17 protein-coding genes are annotated in these 19,371 nt (G+C 68.9%); 3 read left to right on the top strand and 14 right to left on the bottom strand.

Features of this window, described 5'->3' with window-relative positions:
• Positions 1–89 precede the first annotated feature (89 nt).
• Genes AC0IZS_RS24615 through AC0IZS_RS24580 form a run of 8 tightly spaced genes read right to left on the bottom strand, consistent with a single transcriptional unit; the run spans position 90 to position 7,978 of the window.
• Positions 90–872: a class II aldolase/adducin family protein gene (locus tag AC0IZS_RS24615; RefSeq protein WP_471638068.1), complete on the bottom strand. Its 783-nt coding sequence runs from the start codon at positions 870–872 to the stop codon at positions 90–92.
• 27 nt (positions 873–899) lie between these two features.
• The gene (locus AC0IZS_RS24610) at positions 900–2,456 is read right to left on the bottom strand and encodes a fumarate hydratase (RefSeq protein ID WP_471638067.1); all 1,557 of its coding nucleotides are present in this window, start codon (positions 2,454–2,456) and stop codon (positions 900–902) included.
• A 7-nt stretch (positions 2,457–2,463) separates the two neighbouring features.
• Complete coding sequence (locus AC0IZS_RS24605; protein ID WP_471638066.1) at positions 2,464–3,456, bottom strand: Bug family tripartite tricarboxylate transporter substrate binding protein; 993 nt, start codon at positions 3,454–3,456, stop codon at positions 2,464–2,466.
• A 25-nt stretch (positions 3,457–3,481) separates the two neighbouring features.
• Positions 3,482–4,138, bottom strand: a complete 657-nt coding sequence (maiA, locus tag AC0IZS_RS24600) for a maleylacetoacetate isomerase (RefSeq protein WP_471638065.1) — start codon at positions 4,136–4,138, stop codon at positions 3,482–3,484.
• Positions 4,135–5,121, bottom strand: coding sequence for a fumarylacetoacetate hydrolase family protein (locus tag AC0IZS_RS24595; protein ID WP_471638064.1), 987 nt, complete (start codon positions 5,119–5,121; stop codon positions 4,135–4,137). Before AC0IZS_RS24595 ends, maiA begins: the two co-directional genes overlap by 4 nt.
• Before the next feature lie 32 nt (positions 5,122–5,153).
• Positions 5,154–6,119 (bottom strand): MBL fold metallo-hydrolase, encoded by a 966-nt coding sequence (locus AC0IZS_RS24590; RefSeq protein ID WP_471638063.1) that lies wholly within the window; start codon positions 6,117–6,119, stop codon positions 5,154–5,156.
• A 25-nt stretch (positions 6,120–6,144) separates the two neighbouring features.
• Complete coding sequence (locus AC0IZS_RS24585; RefSeq protein WP_471638062.1) at positions 6,145–6,351, bottom strand: DUF2783 domain-containing protein; 207 nt, start codon at positions 6,349–6,351, stop codon at positions 6,145–6,147.
• Positions 6,326–7,978, bottom strand: a complete 1,653-nt coding sequence (locus tag AC0IZS_RS24580; protein WP_471638061.1) for an FAD-dependent oxidoreductase — start codon at positions 7,976–7,978, stop codon at positions 6,326–6,328. Before AC0IZS_RS24580 ends, AC0IZS_RS24585 begins: the two co-directional genes overlap by 26 nt.
• 162 nt (positions 7,979–8,140) lie before the next feature.
• Between AC0IZS_RS24580 and AC0IZS_RS24575 the strand changes: the two genes are divergently transcribed.
• Positions 8,141–8,941, top strand: coding sequence for a helix-turn-helix domain-containing protein (locus AC0IZS_RS24575; protein WP_471638060.1), 801 nt, complete (start codon positions 8,141–8,143; stop codon positions 8,939–8,941).
• Here AC0IZS_RS24575 and AC0IZS_RS24570 read toward each other — a convergent pair.
• The 4 genes from AC0IZS_RS24570 to AC0IZS_RS24555 all read right to left on the bottom strand — a co-directional run bounded on the left by AC0IZS_RS24570 (position 8,936) and on the right by AC0IZS_RS24555 (position 14,471).
• The gene (locus tag AC0IZS_RS24570; protein WP_471638059.1) at positions 8,936–9,577 is read right to left on the bottom strand and encodes an exopolysaccharide biosynthesis protein; all 642 of its coding nucleotides are present in this window, start codon (positions 9,575–9,577) and stop codon (positions 8,936–8,938) included. The genes AC0IZS_RS24575 and AC0IZS_RS24570 overlap by 6 nt on opposite strands.
• 97 nt (positions 9,578–9,674) lie before the next feature.
• Positions 9,675–12,218 carry a cbb3-type cytochrome c oxidase subunit I gene (locus tag AC0IZS_RS24565; RefSeq protein ID WP_471638058.1) on the bottom strand — a complete coding sequence of 848 codons (2,544 nt, stop codon included), beginning with the start codon at positions 12,216–12,218 and terminating at the stop codon, positions 9,675–9,677.
• A 916-nt stretch (positions 12,219–13,134) separates the two neighbouring features.
• Positions 13,135–14,082, bottom strand: a complete 948-nt coding sequence (gene coxB / locus AC0IZS_RS24560) for a cytochrome c oxidase subunit II (RefSeq protein ID WP_471638057.1) — start codon at positions 14,080–14,082, stop codon at positions 13,135–13,137.
• An 11-nt stretch (positions 14,083–14,093) separates the two neighbouring features.
• Positions 14,094–14,471, bottom strand: a complete 378-nt coding sequence (locus tag AC0IZS_RS24555; RefSeq protein ID WP_471638056.1) for a c-type cytochrome — start codon at positions 14,469–14,471, stop codon at positions 14,094–14,096.
• A 47-nt stretch (positions 14,472–14,518) separates the two neighbouring features.
• On the opposite strand from AC0IZS_RS24555, the gene AC0IZS_RS24550 reads away from it, so the two are divergent.
• Positions 14,519–15,403: a c-type cytochrome gene (locus AC0IZS_RS24550; protein WP_471638055.1), complete on the top strand. Its 885-nt coding sequence runs from the start codon at positions 14,519–14,521 to the stop codon at positions 15,401–15,403.
• A 155-nt stretch (positions 15,404–15,558) separates the two neighbouring features.
• Here AC0IZS_RS24550 and ggt read toward each other — a convergent pair whose 3' ends face one another.
• Both ggt and AC0IZS_RS24540 read right to left on the bottom strand, forming a co-directional pair.
• Positions 15,559–17,193: a gamma-glutamyltransferase gene (ggt, locus tag AC0IZS_RS24545; RefSeq protein ID WP_471638054.1), complete on the bottom strand. Its 1,635-nt coding sequence runs from the start codon at positions 17,191–17,193 to the stop codon at positions 15,559–15,561.
• Positions 17,194–17,279: 86 nt separating this feature from the next.
• The gene (locus AC0IZS_RS24540; protein ID WP_471638053.1) at positions 17,280–18,272 is read right to left on the bottom strand and encodes a Bug family tripartite tricarboxylate transporter substrate binding protein; all 993 of its coding nucleotides are present in this window, start codon (positions 18,270–18,272) and stop codon (positions 17,280–17,282) included.
• A 139-nt stretch (positions 18,273–18,411) separates the two neighbouring features.
• Here AC0IZS_RS24540 and AC0IZS_RS24535 point away from each other — a divergent pair, with 139 nt between their 5' ends.
• On the top strand, positions 18,412–19,359 hold the full coding sequence (locus tag AC0IZS_RS24535) for a LysR family transcriptional regulator (RefSeq protein WP_471638052.1): 948 nt from the start codon (positions 18,412–18,414) through the stop codon (positions 19,357–19,359).
• The last annotated feature ends 12 nt before the right edge of the window (positions 19,360–19,371 follow it).

Genomic DNA, 19,371 nt, shown 5'->3' with positions numbered 1-19,371 from the left:
AAACGCTGGCGGCAATCCCCTGCCCGGTGGATGCCACGGCCCGGCGATGGTACGTGAAAACCGGGCCCGCCCGCCCTAGAAAATACCCGTCAGTGGACTAGATCACCAAGCCCCAGGCCCGCCCGGCGCACCGCGGCCCAGAACAGCTTGGCATGCAGGTCGTTGTCCGGGTCGGTCAGCCCCACGTCGCGCGCCGATACCGCGAGCGCCTGGGCCGGGATGGAGATGTTGGCCCCGGCCATGGAGTCGGCCAGCACCTGCACCTCGCAGGCGCGCTGCAGCACATAGTTGAAGTAGAAGGCCTCGGGCAGGCTCCGGCCGGTCACCAGCAGCCCGTGGTTGCGCAGGATCAGGCAGTTGCTGGCGCCCAGGCTCTGCACCAGGCGGTCCTGCTCGCCCGGGTGTACGGTGATGCCCTCGAAGGCGTGGTAGGACACGTTGCCGCTCAGGAACGCCGCATAGAAGTTGTTGAACTTGAGGCCCTCTTCCTTGCACGACACCGCCACGCCCGCCGTATGGTGGGTGTGCATGATGCAATGCGCGTCCTCGCGTGCCGCGTGGATCGCGCTGTGGATCACGAAGCCGGCGCGGTTGACCGGGTAGTCCCCCGCACCCACCGGGTGGCCCTGCAGGTCGATCTTTTGCAGGTTGTTCGCCGTCACCTCGCCGTAGTGCAGGCCGAACGGATTGATCAGGAAGTGCGCCGCCGGCCCGGGCACGCGCACCGTGATGTGGTTGAAGATCTCCTCGCTCCACCCCCTGGCGTGGAACACGCGGTAACACGCCGCCAGTTGCACGCGCAGGCGCCACTCCTCGGGCTCCATGCCTGCGGGGCGGGCAGCCGCCAGGTCTCGCTCATCGAACATCGTCATCTCCTTTTTTTTGGGCCTGGAACGTTCTCAGACGCTCTCCAGCGTGATTGTCTTGCGTGCGCCGGTCGCAATGCGCTTTTGCCACTCCGCCGGCCCGGTGATGTGGGCGCTCGTGCCCCCGGCATCCACCGCCACCGTCACCGGCATGTCCACCACGTCGAACTCGTAGATGGCTTCCATGCCCAGGTCGGCAAAGCCCAGCACCTTGGCGGTCTTGATGGCCTTGCTCACCAGGTAGGCTGCACCACCCACGGCCATCAGGTAGGCACTCTGGTGCTTCTTGATCGCCTCGATGGCCACCGGCCCGCGCTCGGACTTGCCGATCATGGCGATCAGGCCGGTCTCGGCCAGCATCATCTCGGTAAAGCCGTCCATGCGCGTGGCGGTGGTCGGGCCGGCCGGGCCCACGGCCTCGTCACGCACGGGGTCCACCGGGCCCACGTAGTAGATCACGCGGTTGGTGAAGTCCACGGGCAGCTTCTCGCCCCGGGCCAGCATGTCCTTGATGCGCTTGTGCGCGGCGTCGCGCCCGGTAAGCATCTTGCCGTTGAGCAGAAGCGTGTCGCCGGGCTTCCAGCTGGCCACTTCTTCCTTGGTCAGGGTGTCGAGGTTGACCTTCTTGCTCTTGTTGTAGTCCGGTGCCCAGTTCACGTTGGGCCACAGGTCCAGCGAGGGTGGGGTCATGTACACCGGGCCCGAGCCATCCATCACGAAGTGCGCATGGCGCGTGGCCGCGCAGTTGGGGATCATGGCCACGGGCTTGCTGGCCGCATGCGTGGGGTACATCTTGATCTTCACGTCCAGCACCGTGGTCAGGCCGCCCAGGCCCTGCGCGCCAATGCCCAGGGCGTTGACCCTGTGGTACAGCTCCAGGCGCATCTCCTCGACCTTGTCGAGCTTCTCGCCGCGCGAGGACTTGGCCTGCAGCTCGTACATATCGAGGTCGTCCATCAGGCTTTCCTTGGCCAAGAGCACTGCCTTCTCGGCCGTGCCGCCGATGCCGATCCCGAGCATGCCCGGGGGGCACCAGCCGGCGCCCATGGTGGGCACGGTCTTGAGCACCCAGTCGATGACGCTGTCGCCGGGGTTGAGCATGATCATCTTGCTCTTGTTCTCGCTGCCGCCGCCCTTGGCCGCGACGGTGATGTCCAGGCTGCTCCCCGGCACGATCTGCGCGAAGATCACCGCAGGCGTGTTGTCCTTGGTGTTCTTGCGGTCAAACTCGGGGTCGGCCACCACGCTGGCGCGCAGGGTGTTGTCGGGGTGGTTGTAGCCGCGGCGCACGCCTTCGTTGATGGCGTCTTCCAGGCCGCCGGGGAAACCCTCCCAGCGCACGTCCATGCCCACCTTCAAAAACACGTTGACGATGCCGGTGTCCTGGCAGATGGGGCGCTGGCCGGTGGCGCTCATCTTGCTGTTGGTCAGGATCTGGGCGATGGCGTCCTTGGCCGCGGCGCTCTGCTCGCGCTCGTAGGCGCGCGCCAGGTGGGCGATGTAGTCGCTGGGGTGGTAGTAGGAGATGTACTGCAGCGCAGCAGCAACGGACTCGACGAGATCGTCGTATCGGATCGTGGTCGTTGTCACAGGCACCTCAATCGACCTTGATGCCGCGCTCGCGGATCAGCTTGCCCCAGCGCTCGCGCTCGGTGCCCACATAGGCGGCCATCTGCTGCGGGGTGCCCGGCGTGGGCTCCACGCCCATCGCCAGCAGCTTGCCCTGCACGGCCTCGGACTGGAGTGCCGCGACCAGGGCGACGTTGAAGCGCTTCACGTCCTCGGGCAAGGTGGCCGTGGGCACCGTGAGGCCCTGCCATGAATAGGCGTCGAAGCCGGCCAGCCCCTGCTCGGCCAGTGTCTGCAACTGGGGCAGCACGCGCGTGCGCCCCCCGGTGGTGACGCCCAGCGCCCGCAGCTTGCCGCCCGCGATGTGCGGCAGCCCGCTGGCAGAGTCGATGAGCATGCAATCCACCTGGCTGCCCAGCAGGTCCTGCACCGCAGGCGCTGCGCCGCGGTAAGGCACATGCACGAGGTTCAGGCCCGTGCGCTCGCGCAGCAGCTCGGTGGCCAGGTGGTGGGCGGTGCCGGCACCGGGCGAGGCATAGGTCACGCCCTGCGGGCGGGCCTTGGCCCAGGCGAGGAACTCCTTGAAGTTGCTGGCCGGCACGCCGGGCGCCACCACGAGGATCAGGGGAAAGCGCGCAATCATGCCGACCGGCGCCAGGTCCCGGGCCGCGTCGTAGCTGAGCTTTTCGAAGAGCGCAGGGTTGGCGGCCAGGGTCGCGAAATCGCCGCTGAACAGGGTGCGGCCCCGCTCCCGCGAGCGCGCCACGTAGTCGGCCGCGATGTTGGTCGCGGCGCCAGGCTTGTTGACGATGACGATGGCCTGCCCCAGCGCCTTGCCCATGGGTTCGGCGATGAGCCGGGCGACCACGTCGGAGCCGCCCCCCGCGGCATAGCCCACCACCCATTCGATGGGCCGGTTGTCGGCGCCGTTGGCGCGGGCCAGCCGGGACAGGGGCAAGAGGCAGGCACTCGCCAGCAAGGCGCGTCGCGCGGGCATCGAAAGCACGGGAATTGGTTTCATCATCAGGGTCTCCATCGGTGGTGGTTCAGTGGGCATCGGCCTGGCTGGCGGGTTGGGCGCGCTGGAAGGCGGGCAGCTCCATGCAGGCCGCTTCGATGTGCCGCACGCGCCCGTAGGGACGCAGGTCGGTCTCGAAGCGCCGCGCATTGAACAGCTGCGGCACCAGAAAGCAGTCGACGATGGAAGGCGAGGCGCCCAGCGCGTAGTCGCCGACCGTGGGCACGCCCTGCAGCTCGGCCTCCATGCGGGCCAGGCCTTCGGCACACCAGTGGCGGTACCAGGTGTTGACCTCGGCTTCAGGCAGGCCCAGCGGGCCACGCAGGTACTTCAGGACGCGCAGGTTGTTCAGCGGGTGGATCTCGCAGGCCACCAGTTGGGCCAGCGCGCGGGCGCGGGCCTTGCCGGGTTCGTCGGCGGGCAGCAGCGGCACGCCCGGGAAGCGCGTATCGAGGTATTCGATGATGGGCATCGACTGCTGCAGCCGCAGCCCGTCGATCTCCAGCAGCGGCACCAGGCCAAAGCTCGCGATGTCGCGGTAGGCCTCGCCGCAGTGCTCGCCGGCCGCCAGTTGCCAGGGCACGGGCTCCCAGGCCAGGCCCTTGAGTTCCAGCGCGATGCGCACGCGAAAGGCTGCAGAACTGCGAAAGTAGGTGTGCAGGCGCAACTGCGCCGGTGTGCTCACGCAGGCACCCCGCCGATGCGCACGGTCTGCGCGATGGCGCCGAACACGCTGTGGCCGTCCGGGTCGCGCACCTCGATGCGCACGCGGTCGCCGTGGCGCAGAAAGGGGGTGAGCGTGGACGCACCGCCGAGCTGCTCGCGCACCCGGCGCTCGGCCAGGCAGCTCACGCCCGCAGCGGGGTCGCGGTTGGACACCGTGCCGCTGCCCACGATGCTGCCCGCCACCAGCCGGCGCGTGCGCGCGGCATGCGCGATCAGCCGGCCGAAGTCGAAATCCATGTCCACGCCGGCATTGGGTGCGCCCAGGCGCTCGCCGTTGAGCGTGGATACCAGCGGCAGGTGCAGCTTGCCGCCGCGCCAGTGCGGGCCCAGCTCATCGGGCGTGGCGAAGACCGGGGACAGGGCCGTCGCGGGCTTGGACTGCAGAAAGCCGAAGCCCTTGGCGATCTCGGGCGGGACCAGGTGGCGCAGCGTGACATCGTTGGCCAGGCCGACCAGGCGCACCGCGCCGAGCGCGGCCTCTGCGCTGCAGCCCAGCGACACGTCACCCGTGATCACGACCACTTCGGCCTCCAGGTCGATGCCAAAGGCCTCGTCGGCGGCTTCGATGGGGTCGTGCGCGCCCAGGAAGTCGTCGGACCCGCCCTGGTACATCAACGGGTCGCGGCGCAGTTCATCGGGCGTGTCGGCGCCGCGCGCGCGCCGCACCAGCTCCACATGGTTCAGGTAGGCCGATGCATCGAGCCACTGGTAGGCGCGCGGCAGCGGCGCCGCGCAGGCCTCGGGGTGGAAGGCTTCGAAGGGCCCCTGGTGGGCTTCCAGCGCGTCGGCAACGCGCTGCAGTGCGGGCTGCAGGCTGTCCCACTGGTCGAGCGCACCCTGCAAGGTAGGGCAGCCGTCGAATGCGCGCATGCGCTGCAGGTCGCGGCTGACGACGACAAGCTGTCCGTCGCGCCGGTGGTTTCGGAGGGTGGCAAGTTTCATGGGGGGGGTGTCGGTCGGAGGTGTCGTGGGGTTCAGGGCTGGATGGCGGCCCACATCTCGCGGTCGCGCACGTCCGTCCAGATCCGCGGGTTGGCGATGCCCTGCGCTTCGTCATAGGCGCGCGACACGTCGAAGGGAATGCAGTGCTCGTAGATGAACACCTGGCCGAACACGGGGTCCATCACGCGCCGCGTGTCGGCATAGACCTGCTGCAGCGAGTGGCCGGCGGCCACGCCGTCGCGCGCGCACTGCAGCAGGGTCTGCACCCAGCCGCGCGTGTACTCGATGGCACCCAGGCTGTCGGCCGCCGTGCGCAGCGCCGGGCCGCGGCCCGGCACGAGCTGCTCGGGCTTCAAGGCGGCCAGCCGGTCGAGCGTGGCGGGCCAGGCCGCCAAATGCGCGTCGCCGGTGTAGACACCGGCATTGAACTCCACCAGGTCGCCCGAGAAAACAATGCCCTGCGACGGAATCCAGACGATGGAGTCGCCGCTGGTATGGCCGGCGCCCAGGTGCAGCAGGCGCACTTCCAGGCTGCCCAGGTGCATCGTCAGTTCCTTGTCGAACACGATGGTCGGCCAGGTCAGGCCGGGAATGCTCTCCTGGGCCTGGAACAGGCGCGGGAAGCGGCCGATCTCCGAGGCCATGTCCTCGGCCCCGCGCTCGACGATCAAATCGCGCGTCGCCCGGCTGGCGATGACGTTGACCGCGCCCTCGGGCACGAAGCCTGCAGCGCCGAGCACGCGCACGGCGTGGTAGTGGGTGAGCACCACGTGGCGGATGGGCAGGTCGGTCACTTCCCGGATGCGGCGCACCAGGGCGGCGGCCATCACCGGGGTGGCGGTCGCGTCGATGACCATCACGCTGTCGTCGCCGATGATCACGCCGGAGTTGGGGTCGCCCTCGGCGGTGTAGGCCCAGGCGTTGGCGGACAGTTGGGTGAAGCTGGTGGTCTTCTCGGCCAGGTCGGCCTGCGAAGCGAATGCGGTGGAATGGCTCATGCTTTCTTTCAATTCAAGGGGGGATTCAGGGCAGTGTTGGTTGCAGACTGCGGCCGGCGGAGCGGGCCACGCTGGCGATGGCGGCCTGCAGCCGCGTGGCGTCGTCCACTTCGGCCGCGAGCGCCAGCACCAGGCGGGCGAGCAGGTCGCTCTGCACGGCCGGGGTGGCAGCGTCGGTCAGCGCGATCAGGGACTCCAGTACGTCGTCAAGCTGTTGTTGCGTGCAAGTCATGGGCAGGGGTGGGGGGTGGATCGGTGGGAAGGGGCGCGAGGGCAGCGGCCAGCAGGGACTGCACCAGCGCGGGTTCTTGGTGCGCGAGGCGCGTGGCGACATGCTGGTCGGGCCGGATGAGCCAGCACTCGCCGCTGTCCGTCCCCACCCCGAGCTGGCGCTCCAGCGCTGCGCGGGCCTGTGCATCGCAGGCCGGGGCGAGAAAGGCCACGGTCAGCAGCGGGTGCTTCACGGCGGTGAGTGCAGGCGGCAGTTGGTCGCCAAACACCAGCAGGGTGAACCAGGGGCCCAGCAGCTGGTGCAGGCTGCCCGTCTCGGCCAGCCGCACGTCGGGCAGCGCGGCGCCCTCCCCTGCACCGCCTGCGAGCAGCGGCGAATCGGTGTAGCGGCAGGGGGCCGACAAGCGGCCAGTGTTGATGCACCGGGCCGCCCAGGGACAGTCCGGCGCCATGGCGATGATGGCGTCACGCCAGAGCCGGGCCGAGGCATGGCCTTGCGGATGCACGAAGCGCGAAGACCGCCGTGCCTGGCGGATGTTCTCGAAGGCGCCCTGCTTGCGCTCGGTGGAATAGGTGTCCAGCAGCGCCTCGTCGGCGCCGTGGTTCAGCACCAGGGCCAGCTTCCAGGCCAGGTTGTCGGCGTCCTGCACGCCGCCGTTGCCGCCGCGCGCGCCAAAGGGCGCGACCAGGTGGGCGGCATCACCGGCAAACAGCACACGGCGGCTGCGCAGGTCTTCCAGGCACTCATGCCGGTAGGCCCACACGCCGGACCAGGCGATCTCGAACTCCAGTGCCTCGCCGAACAGTGCCTGCACGCGGCGGCGCATGGCCTCGGGCGTGGCGGCCACTACGGAATCCTCATCCTCGCGCAGCTGGAAATCGAGCCGCCAGGTGTCGTCGGCCATCTTGTGGCGCCAGACCGCGCGCCCGCCATTGGCCGAGGCGTCCAGCCAGGTCCAGCGCTCCTGCGCCCAGCCGCAGCCGGGCGCCGTGATGTCGATGATGATCCAGCGGTCTTCGGTGCGGTCATGCACCACGGGCTCCAGGCCCAGCGCGGCGCGGCAGGGGCTGGAGGCCCCGTCGCAGGCCACGGCCCACTGCGCATCCAGTGCATAGGGCCCATCGGGGGTGCCCACGGTGAGGCGCACTCCGCCCGGGTGCTGTGCGATGTGCTCGACCTTGTTGAGCCAGCGCAGCTCGGCCAGCGGCTCGGCCTGCAGCGCCTCGACCAGGTACTGCTCCACGTAATACTGCTGCAGGTTGGCAAAGCCGTTGTGGCGCAGGTCGGGCTGGTCCTGCAGGGCATAAGAGGTGACGGGCTGGTCCTTGGCGAGCACGCGCGCCACGTTCCAGGCCACGCCCTTGGCGGTGATGCGCCCGGCCACGCCCAGGCGCTCGAAGATGTCCAGTGTGCGCTGCGCCCAGCACATGCCGCGCGATGCCAGTCCGCGTACGCCGACGGTGTCGTCGTCGTCCAGCACCAGCACGGGGACCCCGCGGCGCGCCAGGTCGAGCGCCAGCGCCAGGCCGGTCAGCCCCCCGCCGATGACCACGGCGGGGCGGGAATCTTGGGGGTGCCCGTCCAGTTCGGGCGGGCGGCGGTAGGGGTAGCGGGGCAGGACGTGCATGGCATCTCGGCGTTGACTGAGCTGCCATTCTGGAAAGCATCGTGTCCCCTGTCTGTCCTCTCGCGTGGGGACATGCGTGCGGTCAGGGTCTGTGGCATCATTTCAGGAAAGCGCGCCTGCGTACCCCCACGCAAGGCAGAGCGCACAGGAGACAACAACACCATGGATTGCATACCCGCGCTTTCGACGCGCGATGCCTGGCTGGGGCAGTGCGTGGCGGACATCGGCAGGCCCGGTTTTCACGCCCGCCTGCTGCAAGGCATCCATTCGGTGCTCGGCGCCGACCATTTCAGCCACCTGAGCTACGACCACCGGGGCCGCATCCGCCATGCGGCGGCGGCCAGCGTGTGCAATCAGCGCCTGATCGACTCCACCACCGACATCTACGTCAAGCACCTGTACCAGCGCGACCCCAACTATCCGCTGGTGCGCGACAACGCGCCGGAGGCCCCTGGCCAGGGCCCTGACTTGCGGCTTTTGCGCATGTCGCCCACCAGCATCGGGGATACGGAGTACCGGCGCGTGCTGTTCGACGAGCCGGGGTTCACCGGCAAGGTCTCGCTGCTGGGCCAGTGGGGCGACCGCAGCTGCTACCTGAACTTCTATTTTTCGCGGGTGCCGCTTAACATGGGGCGGGCCTCCACCCTGCTCGGCCAGTACGGCAGCACGCTCATGGGCCTGGCCTGCCGGCACGACGAGCTGGCGTTTCCCGAGGAGGAAGAGGAGGAGCGCGATCCGTGGAGCACGCTGTCCCCGCGCGAGCGCTCCACGGCAGAGTTGCTGATGGACGGATGCACCGCCAAGGAAATAGGCCGCACGATGGCCCTGTCGCCAGCGACCATCGTCACCTACAAGGAGCGCATTTTCGCCAAGCTGGGCGTGGGCAGCCTGCGGGAGTTTCTGGCACTGGGCAGGCCGCCCGAGCGCAGGCCTGCATCCAGGGGCCCGCAGCAGCTTTCATAGCAGGGTTGCGAGGAGCAACCCCGCTGCGCCGCAGGCCAGCAGCGAGGCCACGACCATCAGTGCGCCATCGCGCACCAGCAGGGCCAGGCCGATGAGCGCAATGGCCCCCATGGGGACCGAGCTGGCGAACGGGAACAGCTCCAGCGGCGGCACCATGCAGGCCAGCGCGATGCAAGCCAGTGCTGCCAGGCGCACCCCCAGGCCCGAGGTCAGCCAGCGCAGCCGGCCGTGGAACCAGCGGTCCAGCCGCGCCGCCATGGGGCGCGCGCCAGCCACCAGCCGCTGCATCTTCGCCGCAGCCACGTCGCGCCGGGCCACCCAACCGGGCATCCACAGGCGCTTGCGGCCGCTGAGCATCTGCACGGCGAACAGCACCACCACCACGGCCAGCGCGGTGGGCACGCCGGGAATACCCCCCAGCGGCGATATCTCGATCAGCGCCGGCACCAGCAGAAACGGCCCGTAGCTGCGCGGGCCCACGGCATCGACCAGGTCGGCCACGGCCACCCGCGCGTGGCGCTGGGCCAGGGCCTCGAACTCGTCGAGGATCTCGCCGAGGGTGTCGGGGCTGGAGGACGCAGCCGCCCCTTTATCAGCAGCGGCAGCAGCAACATCAGCAGTTCGGGATGCAGTCATGCAACCAGCATGGAGAACCGCCCCCAAGGAGACTGCCAGACAGCACCCCGTGCGCGCGTGGGATTCCGCCGAGGCGGCCACCCGCCTGTGGCATCGGTCACATCAGCGATGGGAGCACCTGCACCACCAGCGCCCCCACGATGCCCTGCACCGTCACGTAGTGCCAGAACAGCACCGTGTTGTCGAGCGTGGCGCGGGCGCCCTGCTGCAGGTGCCCGGCCAGCGACCGGGCCAGCAGGTAGGCGCCCATGATGAGCAGGATGCCCACGTGCATCGCCTGCCAGCCCAGCAATGCGGCGACGGTGGCGCTCCAGGCATCGGCACGCGGGTTCAGGCCGGCCTGCAGGTGGCCCATGAAATCCAGCGCCATGGCCCCACAGGCGCCGGCCGTGGCCAGCACGGTGGCCACGCGCAGCCAGCCCTGCCCGGACGAAGCCTGGGCGAAGGACCGCTGGGCCGCCCACAACAGCCCCGAGCCCAGCAGCCACAGCGTTGCCGACGATGCCGGCCACGCCCACTGCGGCAGGGCCGCGCCCGGTGGCGGGCAGACATCGGCCGCCATGGAGACATGCAGGTGCGCAAAGGTGGCCGATGCGAACACGCTGGCATCGACGCACAGCAGCACCACCACCGCCCACCACGAGTGCGAATGCCGGCCCACCAGGCGCGTGGGCAGGAAGACGCCGGCCGCCACCTCGGCCGTGGCCGCAGGCACGGCCCGGTCGGACTGCCAGAGCCAGACCACCATGGCCACCAGCGCGATCACCCCGCACAGCACGGCCGGCACCACCATGGCGACGGTGAGCAGCAGGAAGAACCCCGCCGTGCCCGCCGCCGCGATGAAGGGCGACCAGCCGTCGCCCGGCAGCAGCAGCAGCTGGCGCGGCGTGGCGTGCACAGCGCTGGTGACCAGCGACTCACGCCCGCCGAAGACGGTGCGCGGCAGCCAGTAGGCGCCCTGTTCCGCCGCATCGCGCAGGCCCGGGTGCTGCCACAGCGGCTCGCGCGAGCTGACGGGCGGGATGCTGCGCAGCCCGTACTCGCCGCCCGAAGCCCATTCCAGCGTGGGCGCGTTCCACACGTTCTCGTGCTGCTGCCCGTTGGTATTGCGCAGAAAGCTGCGGATCAGGTCGCAAAAGCACAGCACCACCCCGAGCGCGAAGACGAAGGCCCCGATGCTGGACAGCAGGTTGGGCCACTCCCAGCCCAGACCCGCGTCGTAGGTGTACACCCGGCGCGGCATGCCCATGAGCCCGGCGATGTGCATCGGAAAGAAGGCCAGGTTGAAGCCCCCGAACATGAGCCCGAACACCCAGCGCCCCAGCCGCTCGGACATGCGGTGGCCCTGGACGACCAGCGGCAGCCAGTAGTACAGCCCCGCAAACACCGGGAACACCATGCCCCCGATCAGCACATAGTGCAGGTGCGCCACGATGAAGTAGGTGTCGTGTACCTGCCAGTCGAACGGCAGCACCGCCACCATGATGCCGGTGAGCCCGCCCAGCACGAAGATGGCATGGAAGCCCACGAGGAACAGCGTGGGTGCATTGGCCTCGACACGCCCGCGCCAGAAGGTGGCGATCCACGAGAACACCTGCACGGCGCTGGGCACGGCCACGGCAAAGCTCGCGGCCGACACCAGGTGCATGGTGAACGAGCCCAGCCCGGCTGTGAACATGTGGTGCACCCACAGCGCAAAGCTGAGCAGCCCCACGCCCAGCAACGCGGCCACCACCCAGCGGTAGCCCACGATGGGCGTGCGCGCGAGCGCCGGCACCATCATCGACACCATGCCCGCGGCGGGCAGAAAGATGATGTACACCTCGGGGTGGCCGAAGAACCAGAACAGGTGCTGCCACAGCACCGGGTCGCCCCCGCGCGCGGGGATGAAGAAGGGCCAGTCGAATGCGCGCTCCATCTCCAGCAGCAGCGTGCCGGCAATGATGGCCGGAAACGCGAACACGATCATCAGCGCCGTGACCAGCATGGCCCAGGCATAGATGGGCATGCGCGCGAGCGTCATGCCCGGCGCGCGTGTGAAGAGGATGCCGATGATGATCTCGATGGCCCCGGCAATCGCCGATATCTCGATGAAGCCGATGCCCAGCAGCCACCAGTCGGCCCCCACGCCGGGCGAGTGCTCCTTGCCTGTGAGCGGCGGGTACATGAACCAGCCGCCGTCGGGCGAGGCCCCGAAGAAGATGGTGCCAAAGAACACGATGCCGCCGATGGCATAGGCCCAGAAGCCATAGGCCGACAGGCGCGGGAACGGCATGTCGCGCGTGCCCAGCATGCCGGGCAGCAGGTACACGGCCATGGCTTCGACCACGGGCACGGCGAAGAGGAACATCATCACCGTGCCGTGCATGGTGAAGATCTGGTTGTAGGTGGCGGCCGATACCAGGTCGGCCTGGGGCAGGGCCAGCTGGGCGCGCATGATCAGGCCGAGCACGCCGGCCAGGACGAAGAAGAGCAGTGCTGTGCCGATGTAGAAGAGGCCGACCTGGGTGTTGTTGACGGCGGAGAGGAGGCGCCAGCCGGACGGGGGTTGCCAGGCGCGTTCGAGGGCCTCGCGCTCGCCGGCTGGGCGGGGCAAGGGGTTGAGGGCGGGAGGGGCCTTGTCTGTGGGGTCTTGTGTCATGGCGGGCCCCGGCGGCTTGTTGTTTGTGGTGGCTGTGTGCTCTTGCCGAGGGCGGAGGCCGGGATGTGCGCCCGGCGGCGCAGTAACTTTCTCTTGCGTCGCCAAGAGAAAGTCACCAAAGAGAAGGCGACCCCCAGTCTGCGTCCCCCATCGCCCTGGCGGGCGATGGGGGCAACCTGCGATGCTCGGGCCTGGGGTGGTGCCGATGAACTCGCTGCGTTCTTCGAACTCCGCTCAAACAGCATCGGCAAGCTAGATGACGAAGTGCGTGTGTCCTTCGGCACACGCACCCACCCCAGCCCCTGCGCTTCTCGGCGCAGCCAGCAGGGGTGGGGAGCGGGGTCAGGGACGGCTGCTGCTGCGCAGCTGCGCCGGGGGTCGGTGACGCGCGCAGTGCGCGCTGCCGACGGCTCGGGCGCGATCTCTCTGCCCAGGCCGAGCGCAGCGAAGGCACCCCGGGCCGAGCGAAGCAATGGCCCGTATGGAGCCCGCTCCCACCCCCTTCTGACCGTGCCGAGAAGCGCAGGGCCTGGGGTGAGCGCGTGCCGAAGGACACGCGCATCGTTGTCAAGCTTGCCGCAGCTGTTTGAGCGGAGTTCGAAGAACGCAGCGAGTTCTGCGGCACACCCCAGGACCGAGCATCGCAGGCTGCCCCACTCGCCCACCGGGCGAGTGGGGACACGGGCAGCGGGGTCGCCTTTCTTTGGGGTACGTTTCTTTGGCGACGCAAAGAAAGGTACCTCGGCCGCCGGGCCGAGACCCGGCTTCCGCCCTGCATACAGGCCTGCGGTCACCAGCGAGACCAGACCGCAAAAGCGAGGCCTCCCCGCCGGACGCACATCCCGGCCTCCGCCATCCGCCGAAGCATGCAGCCAGCAAAGCCAACATCCGTCTGGAGATAGAAGCAACAGCCACATCATTTCAACGCCCCCAACCACTGCACCAACGCATCCATCTCTCCCAGCGACAACCGCGCATAAGAAGGCATCCGCGCCCCCGGCTTGACCTCATGCACCTGCGCCAACCACCGCTTCATCTCCAAAGGCCCATTCTTCAAGGTCCCCGAAGCAATGAACAGCCGGCTCCCCACATGCGTCAGATCCGGCCCCAACTTCGAGCCTTCGGCCACCCCCCGAACGGTATGGCACACAGCACATTTCTGTCCCTCAAAAACCGCCCTGCCCGCCTGCAGCGACACAGCAGACGACGAAGAAACCACCGCAGGCCTGGCCTGCCCCGCCAGCCACGCATCAAACTCCCCAGCCTCCATCGCCACCGCATGCAGCGCCATCCGCGCATGCGCCTCGCCACAAAATTCAGCGCACTGCCCCCGGTACACCCCCGCCCGCGACGCCTGCAGCAACAAATGGTTCACCCGCCCCGGCACCATGTCCATCTTGCCCCCGAGCTCGGGTATCCACAGGCTGTGGATCACCTCCAGGCTCGACAATCCCAGGTACACCGGCCGCCCCACGGGCATGCGCAACTCGTTGGCGGTGGCGATGGTCGCGCCACTCACCGGGTCGCGGTAGCGGATCTCCCACCACCACATGCGGCCCGTGACGGAGATGACCAGTGCATCGGCCGGTGGCACGGCCTTCCAGGGCGGGGCGCGGTGCAGGCTGTAGAAGAACAAGGCGGTCAGCAGCACCAGCGGCAACACCAGCCCGCCACCGGCCAGCCACCACAAGGACCGCACCTCGCCCCCGCGCCGTTTGCGAAAGAGCGCCCAGGCCAGCAGCGCCATGGTGCCCACGAAGAGCAGCGTGGCGCCGGTGATCAGCACCCAGCTGACTTCGGCAATGGCCTGCGCGGCCGGGCCGGCGGGCGACAGGACGGGGACCAGGGTGGATGCCAAGCTCATGCCACCATGCCTCAACGCTGCTCGCTCAACCAGGCCGCCATGTCGCGCGCATCCTGCTCGGGCACGCCCATGTCGGGCATGGTGGTCGATGGCACCAGGGCCGAGGGCTGCGCGATCCAGCGCGCCAGCAGGTCGGGGCGGTTGGGCACGCGGCCCGCAATGTAGCTGCGCAGGCCATAGGCCGCCAGCGGCGGGCCCTCGGTGCCGCGTGCGCTGGCAACGCCCGGGATGGCATGGCAGGCGCCGCACTGGTACTGGGCGATGAGCAGGGCCCCGCGCCGCGCATCGCCCAGGGCCCGGCCGGTGGGCTGCGCATCAGAACCGCCCAGGGCCGCCACAGGCCATGCCAATGCACAAGCCAGGATGGAGAGCACACGCCTCATGTGCATCCCCACGTCCTACAGCCCCCTGCACGGCACCCCCACATAATGAACCGATGCCCCACCGACGACGGACCGTCTTCTACGCCATCCTCTTCGCCACGCTGCTGGCCGTGGCCGTGCTGGCCGCCGCGGCAGGTTTTGCCACCGTGTACCTGGGCCTGTACAACGTGGCCGCCAGCGAGCAGCACTTCAAGCCTGTGTACCAGCTGCTGGAGACTGCCATGCACCAGTCCGTGAAGCTGCGGGCCCGCAGTGTGGTGGAGCCGCCGCCCTTCACCGAGACCATGGTACTGCGCGGCGCGGGCTGCTACCGTGACCAGTGCCTGCAATGCCACGGCGGCCCCGGCGTGGCGCAGGGCGACATCGGCAAGAGCATGCAGCCCCTGCCCGGCCCGCTGGTGGATGCGGCCCGGCGCTGGAGCGCCAGGGAGATGTACTGGCTGACCCGCCACGGCATCCGCATGAGCGGCATGCCCGCCTGGGAGCACCGGCTGGACGAGGAGGAGCTGTGGTCCACCGTGGCCTTTCTGAAGCGCCTGCCCGACCTGGACGTGGCGGCCTTCCAGGCCATCACGCTGGAGCAGGTGGACGGCGCGCGCAGCGCGGGCGCGATTGCCACCTGCGGCGCGGCGCGCATGGCCGCTGCGCCGCCCGCCACGGGCAATGCCGTGCTGGGCCGCCAGGCCCTGTACCAGCATGCCTGCAACGCCTGCCACAGGATCCCTGGCGTGACCGGGCCCGAGACCCATGTGGGCCCCTCGCTCGCAGGCTTTGCCTTGCGCAGCAACATCGCAGGCGTGCTGCCGCACACCACCGAGAACCTGGAGCGCTGGCTGCGCGAGCCGCAGGCCGTGAAGCCCGGAACGGCCATGCCCGCCATGGGCCTGAGCCCTGCCGACGCGCGGCACATCGCCGCCTACCTGGCCGGGCTCAAATAGGCGCCGCAAGCACTCCCGCCGCGCCAGCGGGCAAGGCAGTCGGGTGCTGGCAGAGGACGGAAGGCGCATGCACCCACTGTCCGTGCCCGCCCCATGCCACCCTGTCAGCCGCGCACTGACGGCCTTGTAGGAGAAGGCCCGGTGCGCCGAGTCATTCAGGCCACCACAGTGCTGTAGACCACGCCATCGCGCCCCGGGTCGGCGCCGCCATGCAACGCACCGTCGGCCCCGATCTGCACACCGTGTACCCAGCCGATGGTGTAGTTGTACGGGTTGCGCAGTACCTCGTAGCCCTGGGCCTGCAGTTCGCGCGCCACGTAGCGCGGGATGCGGTTGCACACGTCGATGGAGTTGCTGGTGGACGAGAAGCGCGGGGCCGACACGGCCTCCTGCATGCCCATGCCGTGGTCGATGAGGTTGAGCAGCACCTGCAGCACGCCCATGGCGATCTGTGTGCCGCCGGGGGCGCCGAGCACGATCTCGGGCTTGCCGTCCTTGAAGACGATGCTCGGGCACGACGAGGTGAAGCGGCTCTTGCCCGGCTGGATGCTGCCGGCCCGGCCCGGCCGCGGGTCGAACACGCCCATGCAGCCGTTGTAGAAGAAGCCCATGCCGGGCGTGATCACGCCCGAGGGCATGGCCAGCGAATGCGTCATCGAGACGCAGCCGCCTTCGCCATCGACCACGCTGATATGGGTGGTGTCCTTGGGCACCGGTGCGCCCAGGTTCACGCGCTCCACGCTGTGGCGCTTGCCGGCGCGGATGTCGGCGGCCACGCGGGCTGCATTCTCCTTCGACAGCAGTTGGTCCAGCGGCACCTCGACGAAGGCCGGGTCGCCGATGTGGCGGTCCTTGTCGGTGGTGGCCTTCTTCATCACCTCGCTCAGGATGCGCAGGTACTCGGGGCTGTTGTGTTCGATATCCCCCAGGGCAAACTCTTCCAGGATGGTCAGCATCTGCAGCAGCATGGCGCCGCCGCCCGGGGGCTGGTTGGTGGTCACCACGCGGTCGCGGTAGCGGCCCACCAGCGGCTGGGTGCGGCGCACCTGGTAGCTCTTGAGATCCTCCATGCTCAGCAGGCCGCTCAGCGACTGCACATGCTCCACCATGCGCCGCGCCAGCTCGCCTTCGTAGAACGGAGCGATGCCCTCCTCGGCCACCTGGGCCAGCACCTGGGCGAAGTTCTCGTTCACGATGGGCGTGCCGATGGGCTTGGCGCTGCCGTCGGCGCGGCAATACAGGGCCCGGCCTTCGTCGCTGTAGTGCAGGCGGTCCATGTTGCTGGCGCGGCCGGCCAGGGTCTGGTCGATCCAGAAGGAGTACATGCCGGGGCGCACGAAGTAGCCATCGCGCGCCCAGGCAATGGCCGGCGCCACCACCTCCTTCCACGGCAGGCGGCCGTGCGCGCTGTGCATGGCCGCCAGGCCCTTGAGCGTGGCGGGCGTGCCGATGGACTGCGCGCCGATGTCGTTGACGCGGCCCTTGAGGATGAAGCCGAAGCCATCCTTGGTCTCGCCTTCGAGCAAATCCGCCCACATGTCCTCGCGCGCGGCCAGCGGCGCGGGTGCGTGGAAGTCGAAGTATTCATGCGCCTCCTTACCCGCCTTGTCCGGCAGGAACACCGCCGCCGTGCCAAAGCCCGCGATGCCGCACATCAGCGGGTCCACCACCGTCTGCGACAGCGCGATGGCCACGGCGGCGTCCACCGCGTTACCGCCCGCGCGCAGGATCTCGATGCCGGACTCCGCCGCCTCGGGCTGCGGGCAGGACACCATTGCTTGTTTTTTCATCGGGAGACTCGGGAAAGAATGAAACAGAGGAAAGCGGCTGCGCGGCGGCTACCATGGATGGTGACCGCCGCGAGGTGCAGCTTGATTTACTTGGGATTGAGGTTCAGCGCTTCGAGCGTGGGGCCCCAGGCCTTGGTGTCGCGGCGCGCCACGTCCATCAACTGGCTGGCAGGGCCGGCCATCGAGATGGCGTTCATGCCCTTGAGCTTGGCCTGCACCTCGGCGCTGGCATGGAAGGCGCGCGTGCCCTCGTGCAGTTTGGCGATGATGGCGGCGGGTGTGCCGGCCTTGGCCACGATGCCGCTCCAGCCCATGGTGTCGAAGTCCTTCACGCCCAGCTCGTTGGCGGCCGGCACATCGGGCAGCTCGGGCAGGCGCGAGGGGGCCAGCACCACCAGGGGCACGATCTTGCCGTTCTTGATGTGCGGCAGCGCTGAGCCGCCCACGGGCGCCATCACCTGCGTCTGCCCGCCGATGGTGGCCATGAGCCCATCGGGCTCGCCCTTGAAGGGCACATGGGTCATGCTGATACCCAGCTTCTTTTGCAGCAGCTCCACCGCCAACTGGGTCGAATTGCCCAGGCCCGAGGACGAGAAGTTGAGCTTGTCAGGGTTGGCCTTGGCGTACTTCACCAGGTCATCGAGCGACTTGAAGCCCGTGGCCGGGTTGGCCACCAGGATGAAAGGCACGGTGCTGAGCATGCCCACGCCGACGAAGTCCTTTTCTGGATCGTAGGGCAGCGGCTTGTAGACGAACTTGTTGAGCACCATTTGCGAGACGCCGCCGAACATCAGCGTGTAGCCATCGGCCGGCTGGCCGAGCACCTGCTGCGCGGCAATGATGCCGCCGGCGCCGGGCTTGTTCTCCACGGTGATGGTGGCGTTGATGGCCTTGCCCGCATGCTCGGCCCACAGGCGCGCCACGGTGTCGGAGCTGCCGCCCGCCTGCTGCGAGACGACCAGGCGGATCGGGCGGCTGGGGTAGTTGGCGTCCTGCGCATGGGCGGCGGGCAGAGCGGCCAGCGACAGGGCGAGCGCCACGGCCTTGGCGGCAGCAGCAAAGCAGAAAGGTTTCTTCATATCGGCAGATCTCCGGGAGGTGGGCGGCTTGAAGCTGGCAGCAGCATGAATGAAAGCGCTGCAGGCATGTCGGGAATTATTCGGCGCAGGCGCACCGGCGACCAGTGAATTCGCGCGATGGATCCATTAGCATTCACTCATGACTGCATACGATCAAGTGGCCTGGGCACGCCGGCTCAAGGTCAAACATCTGGAATCCTTCATGGTGCTGGACGAGGCCGGCACCCTGACCGAGGCCGCCGCCCGCCTGCACATGACGCAGTCGGCCATGTCGCACTGGCTGGCCGACCTGGAGGAGCTGGTGGGCACGCCCCTGGTCACGCGCGGGCGGCGCATCCAGCTCACGCCGGCCGGCATCATCATGAAGCGCCTGGCCATCAGCGTGTTGGGCGACATCTCGCGCACCCAGGCCGAGCTGGGCGCCCTGGCCCAGGGGCGCACGGCGCGCCTGCACATCGGCAGCGTATGGGCGGGGGTGGCGCGCGGCATACCGCAGGCGCTGGTCGAGTTCCAGGCCCTGTATCCCTATATCTCGGTCACCGTGTCCGAAAGCCCGCTGACCCAGTTGCTCGAAGGCATCGACAACAAGCAGCTGGACCTGGCGGTGTGCTCGCTCGACTCACGCGCCTACAAGGATGGGCTGGAGCACCGCGAGCTGTTCGACGACAACGTCTGCCTGGTGGTGGGCCGCGCCAGCCGCCACTGGGACGCCAAGGGCCCCATCCGCCTGATCGACCTGGTCCACGACCACTGGATCATGCCGCCCCCGGGCACCCTCACCCGCTCGCAACTCGATGCCGCCCTGCTGGACGCCGGCGCCTCGTGGCTGCGCCCCAAGGTGGAAACCCCCGCCATCACCACCTTGCAGGCCCTGGTACACCAGGGCGACTACATCGGCGTGTGCTCCGAGGCCATGGCCCAGTACCAGGTGGCGCTGGGCACCATGCGCATCCTGCCGCTGGACCGCACCATCCGCTTCGGGCCCGTGGGGGTGATCTGGGCGAAGGACAACACGGCGGAGGCGGTGCGCTTGTTTGTGGAGCATATTGCGGCGGTGGTGGGCACAGCGCCCAAGCCGCCTCACTGAGCGGCGAGGAGC

This window comes from Acidovorax sp. AC410, assembly GCF_979253235.1.
This window is presented reverse-complemented; position numbering and strand designations above follow the sequence as displayed.